Origin of the sequence: Sphingomonas sp. 10B4, assembly GCF_035019905.1 — a bacterium.
GTDB lineage: Bacteria > Pseudomonadota > Alphaproteobacteria > Sphingomonadales > Sphingomonadaceae > Sphingomonas > Sphingomonas glacialis.
Genome location: NZ_JASJVC010000121.1, coordinates 1 through 5,539, shown reverse-complemented (window position 1 = coordinate 5,539; position 5,539 = coordinate 1). Strand labels below are relative to the sequence as shown.

Genomic DNA, 5,539 nt, shown 5'->3' with positions numbered 1-5,539 from the left:
AAACTGCCGCCCGCCGCGGTCGTCAAACCGCAAAGCCGGGTCGGCAAAGCCCTGGTACGAAGACTCATGAATAATCCAGGCTAGAGAACACTGGATGCGATGACCTCTTTTACACTCTGGCTGTCGATCACGCCGGCGCTGGGGTGCGCCTCGCGCCCCTAAATCTCACGCAGGTTCATCACCAGCACGGTGTTGATCGTCTCGAACAAGCCGGTGTTCCGCCAAGCGTAGAAATAGCGCCGCACCGTCCGGCGCAAAGCATTTGGGCAGCATCCGCCACGCACCGCCGCTCGACGCAATATACAGCAGCGCGTTTACAACCTCGCGCATGTCCGTCGTCCGGCGCCGACCTCCCGTCTTCGCAGGCGAAATGAATGGCGCCGTCAGCAGCCATTCGCGTTCCGTCATATCGCTTGGATATCGCAAACCTTCCCGGCTATGTTCGCGCCGGGCAATAACAGTCCATCCCATGGCTTCCTCCATCTCTTCGCAAAGACGGCTGAATCACAAGATACTGGTATTGCTTAAGGAAACTCTGAACAAGTCGGGCTTGCAGCGGCGACGATGATGTGATTCTCTTGGCAAATGGAGGAGCGCATGAAGCAGGGTCGTTTTTCGGAAATTGGTATGTCACGGCCCCGCAGACAGACGCGGCGCGCGATATTTCTGGATCAGATGGCGGTTGTGGTGCCGTGGGACCGGTTCGAGGCGTTAATCAGACCGCATTATCCGGTGGCTGGTCGTGGTCGTCGTCCCTACCCGCTGCGCTCGATGCTGAAGATTCATTTCTTGCAGCAATGGTTTGGACTGTCCGATCCGGCGATGGAAGAAGCGCTGTTTGAGACGCCGCTGTTGCGCGATTTTTCCGCGATCAGCTTTGACTTTGAAGGCGTGCCTGACGAAACGACGATTCTGAATTTTCGGCATTTGCTGGAGAAACATGAACTGCACAAAGTGCTGTTTGACGAGATGACGGCGATTTTGACCGAGCGTGGTTTGCTGTTGCGCCAAGGCACGATCGTGGATGCGACTTTGATTGCCGCGCCGCCATCGACCAAAAACGCCGCGAAGTCGCGCGATCCCGAGATGAAGCAGACCAAAAAAGGCAACCAGTGGTACTTCGGGATGAAAGCCCATATCGGCGTGGATGCGGCTTCGGGCTGCGTCCATTCGGCCGACATGACGTCGGCCAATGTGCATGACGGCGTGGTGACCGCTGCCCTGCTGCACGGCGAGGAGGAAATCGCCTTTGGCGACAGCGCCTATGCCAGTAACGAGCGTTCGCTCGAAGCCGAGCGCGCCCAAGGCGATGTCGTCTGGGCCACGCCGTTCAAGCGCAGGAAGGGCCAGGCCCTGACCGATGAACAGCGTCGGATCAACCGGTTTACGTCCGGGTTCCGCTCCAAGGTCGAGCACGTCTTTCGTGTGGTCAAGCGCCAGTTCGGCTACACTAAGACCCGCTATCGCGGGCTGTACAAAAACAGCCAGCAGATTTTCTGCCAACTCACCCTGGCCAATATCTACATCATGCGCGAGAAATTGGCCTGAACCGCAGGATAACTGCGCCCGCCGAACGGGAAATGCACCCGGAAACAGCCAGATACCAGCAAAGATAGGCCCGAAATCCGCCATATCGGCCAAACACACGCACCTCAAAGAGAGCTTGGCGGCAAATTTAACAATTGACGCCGCCCGCACCCTGAATTTGCTACCTGTTCAGGGGTTCCTTAACTACTTTCGGATCAGGCTCTCATCATCGGTCAGAGTGACTTTGGCACCTCCCTTTCCTCTCGAACCCGACCAAGCCGATGGCCATGAGAAGGCCATTGACTCGTCGACTTCCTCATATTAACAATAAGAATGTTAACCGCACAACTGTGCGATAATCGCCCAAAAGAAAGCGGGCCGTTACGGTTAGACTGCGGAAGCCGAGAACTGCGACACACCTCGCGGCGGGATGTCATTTCGGCCCTGTGTTTGCGGCTCTGGCGATGCCCGATCTCTTCGCGACGACCGCAGTATTGATCAACCGTTATGCGATAGGACTCATCCTTAGGGTTGCAGTTACTTAGCCCAAGATAGCAAAGGGCGTAGGGTCGTTTTAAAAAAGGGGAGATAGTGAGTAATGAGTTTTGACACCCATCACGGTCACGGTCCGCATAACCACGATCAAGTGAAAACATCATCAACGGGTCCGGCGGGCGCGCAGACATTACTTCTCCTAGATGAGCCGGGGGTGGGGGCGGCAACATGGTACGCCGTTTTAGGCCCGCTCTCGGAGCAGTTCCGCATTATCCGTCCTGTCCGAGATTTCCTTTCGGTGCCGTCTGCTGACGTGGCCGCAATCGGCCACGCTGCCGTAGAGGCCCTCGACGCAGTAGGATGCGCCAGGGCCCATATCGCCGGTTGTGGGTTCGGAGGTGTCGTGGCCCTCTGGCTCGCGATTCATCATCCCGAGCGCGTCAGTCGAATCGCGGTGATAGGCGCCAGCGCCAAAGTGAAGAATGCAGATCTGTGGATCGCGCTCGCGGCGCGGCTGCGCGCCGGCGATATCGATCATGTAGCGAGCGAGCTGATCGGCGGGTGGCTCACGCCTTCATTGCGAAAGCGTGACCCCGCACTGGTGAAACTGCTCGAAGAAGCCGTCGCGTCTACCGCGTCTGCGGGTCTAGCCGATTTTTACGAATCAATGGCGAATTCGGATCTCAGTCAGGATATTGGCCGCATAGCCGCGCCGGTGCTGATTCTCACTGGCGCCGAAGACCGGTTCGTCCCGACGTCGCAAGAAGAATTGTTGTCAACTTTGCCGAACGCTAAGACAGAAGTCATTTCTGTCGCTGCGCATCTTGTGACGCTGGAACAACCGGCAAAAACCGTCAGGGCGCTACTCGATCACTTCGGATCGGCGGCGAATCTCGACGTCGGCTTTCGTAGTCGGCGCGTTGCGCTGGGCGATGCGCATGTCGACAAGACAATTGCCGCGATCACCCCGTTCACGCGCTCGTTCCAAGACTTTCTGACCCGGTATTGCTGGGGAGAGGTGTGGACGCGGGCCGGCTTGAGCCGCCGCGACCGCTCGCTTGCCACGATATCCGCGCTGGTTGCGATTGGGGCCGAGCATGAAATCCCGGTGCATGTACGCGCCGGCTTGCGCCATGGACTTAAAATCGAGGAGTTCCCGGAGCTCTACGAGCAACTAGCGCTTTACACCGGGCTCCCTCGAGCCTTCGGCGCATTGAATATTACGCAGCGAACGCTGATCGAAGATGGTCATCTCAGTGCAGACGAGAAGGTGCAGCCATGACGCTTTCATTTCTGAAGCCGCCGGTTGAAATCGGGCCCGATGACCCTGTGTCGACGAAGCGGGCAGGCGGAACGCCAGACGGTTTGTCGCCAGGTTACGTACTTCACGCGGATGAAGGGCCTGCCATCTGGTTTATGGAGGCACTATTTACGCTTAAAGCGCGAGCGCTAGACACGAACGGGCAATTCTGTGTTGTTGAGCAGCTGGCGCCGCGAGGCTTCGCCGCACCGGGCCATACACACTCCAACACCACTGAGGCGTTCTACATTCTCGCCGGCGTTATGGATTTCGCCGTGGGAGATACGATGTATTACGGGCTTACCGCGGGTGCTTTCGTTTATGTTCCCCGTTCAACGCGCCACGAATTTCGCGTCGTATCGCAAACTGCGAAATTCATGTTGATCACGACGCCCGCCGGGTTCGAGAAGTACTTTGAGGCCTTAGCCAGCCCTGCCGAGGAGTATGCTTTGCCCCCAGCAAGACATCGCATCCTATCCACTGAAGAGATCATGGCTGCCAAGCGACGTTGGGGAGGTATGCCCAGCGGTGATCAAACATTGTTCCGCGCTCTTGATGCCGAGAACGAGTCGTCGAAGTTTTGACTACGTTCATTGACTTGCCTACCGTACAGTCTGACTGTACACGACGGAGCAAAAGTAGGCCTCTGGAGCGGCGGCGATGTGCGGCTGCGATCCTTGCGTTATCCTCACCAGCCCTCGGCGCATATGCCGCCGAGGATTTGGTTGACGCCCCGGTCGCGACGGCACGCGCGACGGAGGTGTCTGGAGTTACCGTGAGCGGTTCGCGCACAAGCCAACTAGACATCGCGGCAACCTCCAACGAAGGCATTGTGATCCAGAAGCAGCTTGAGGCCGGGACGGTCTACGGCCGCATCGGCTACAAATTCGGTCCGCGTCTCCGATTTGAATTGGTGGGTTTTAACCTCACCGACAATCAGGCCTCGGCGATCGACTATTTCTACATATTACGCCTTCCCGGAGAACCCGTCGGCGGCATCGATGTCATCCACTTTCACCCAATCGAGTCCCGGTCGTTTCGGTTGAGCATGCAGGCAACTCTCTAGGCCATGTCTCACAAGCTGATGGCAGGCCTCGCATGGATCTAGGTGGCGGCACATTCCTCACGCTCTGCGGCGTAGCGGCAGGGCTCGGGGTGCGACATGGCTTCGATGCCGATCACCTCTCCGCCATCGATGGCCTTGCCCGCCGGAGCATCCAAACTCGCCCGGTCGTCGCACGACTAGCTGGCGTCCTCTTTTCCATGGGTCATTGCGTCGTTGTGTTGGTGACTGCCGTGGCCACGGCGACGCTAATGGCGCAGTGGCGCATACCATCCAGCCTCGCAGTGGCCGGCACGACGGTTTCGATCATGTTTCTGCTCGCCCTTGGGGCGCTCAACCTCCGCGCCGCCTGGATCGCGCCTCATGGCCAGTCGGTGCGGCCGGTCGGCCTCAAGGCCCAGTTGCTGACGGGCGGAACAAACGATCATCCACTGATTATCGCGGGGGTGGGCATGCTGTTCGCTCTTTCCTTCGACACCCTCTCCCAAGCGGCAGCCATCAGCCTTGCTGCGTCGCAATTCGGCGGGCTCGGAAATGCGATCCTCGCCGCCGTGGCTTTCAGCTTGGGCATGATATTCTCAGGAGGGCTGAATGGCCTGTGGATATCACACCTGGTCCGCGCGGCGAGCGAACGCGCCGCAATTGCCTCGCGGGTGATGACCCTAACGATCGGCCTTCTTAACCTCGCCGTCGGGCTGCTGGCGCTCGTAACCTTGGCGTCCCCGACCACAAACGCTTGGGCGAGTGATCACGCCCTGCTGCTTGGTGCTGGCGTGTTGAGCATTATAGCGCTTGTTTTCGCCCTCATTGGCTTCATTCCCGCCGAGATCTCGGGCGCACGAGATGTGGGCGCGAAGCTCCCTTGACAGCGCCAGAGCGAACGATCTTCCAAAGTCTCGCCCCTACCAACGGTAGGTAAAAGGCCTGCCATCACGCCACCTAAGCTTGCCGGCCGAACTCGTGCTGCGAACGGACTGGCGTGGTGACCGACGTATCCATCCGGCGACGGTCATCTATTCGGCGTGCGTCTGACCTGAGAGGTTAGCAACGGAGCAAGTACTGTGGTTTGCGCCGTGGCTAGCCCGGATTATTCGTCGGACGGGCGATTTCGGGTTGGCGAGCGTAGCTTAACCTACTGATTTAGTGTAGAGAAA

At 58.5% G+C, this 5,539-nt stretch carries 5 protein-coding genes and 1 pseudogene; 5 read left to right on the top strand and 1 reads right to left on the bottom strand.

Annotation, left to right across the window (positions count from 1 at the left end; translation table 11 throughout):
* Window positions 1–161: 161 nt before the first annotated feature.
* A pseudogene (locus QN347_RS18640) lies at window positions 162–471 on the bottom strand (transposase); the annotation flags it as partial.
* Between the two features lie 126 nt (window positions 472–597).
* On the opposite strand from QN347_RS18640, the gene QN347_RS18635 reads away from it, so the two are divergent.
* From QN347_RS18635 to QN347_RS18615, 5 genes are all read left to right on the top strand, one after another.
* Window positions 598–1,548, top strand: coding sequence for an IS5 family transposase (locus QN347_RS18635; RefSeq protein WP_322164167.1), 951 nt, complete (start codon window positions 598–600; stop codon window positions 1,546–1,548).
* Window positions 1,549–2,125: 577 nt separating this feature from the next.
* Window positions 2,126–3,304 carry an alpha/beta fold hydrolase gene (locus QN347_RS18630; RefSeq protein ID WP_322162098.1) on the top strand — a complete coding sequence of 393 codons (1,179 nt, stop codon included), beginning with the start codon at window positions 2,126–2,128 and terminating at the stop codon, window positions 3,302–3,304.
* Window positions 3,301–3,906 (top strand): quercetin 2,3-dioxygenase, encoded by a 606-nt coding sequence (locus QN347_RS18625; protein WP_322162099.1) that lies wholly within the window; start codon window positions 3,301–3,303, stop codon window positions 3,904–3,906. Before QN347_RS18630 ends, QN347_RS18625 begins: the two co-directional genes overlap by 4 nt.
* Window positions 3,907–4,097: 191 nt before the next feature.
* Complete coding sequence (locus QN347_RS18620; protein WP_322162101.1) at window positions 4,098–4,388, top strand: hypothetical protein; 291 nt, start codon at window positions 4,098–4,100, stop codon at window positions 4,386–4,388.
* Window positions 4,389–4,420: 32 nt separating this feature from the next.
* Window positions 4,421–5,251, top strand: coding sequence for a nickel transporter (locus tag QN347_RS18615; RefSeq protein ID WP_322162102.1), 831 nt, complete (start codon window positions 4,421–4,423; stop codon window positions 5,249–5,251).
* The last annotated feature ends 288 nt before the right edge of the window (window positions 5,252–5,539 follow it).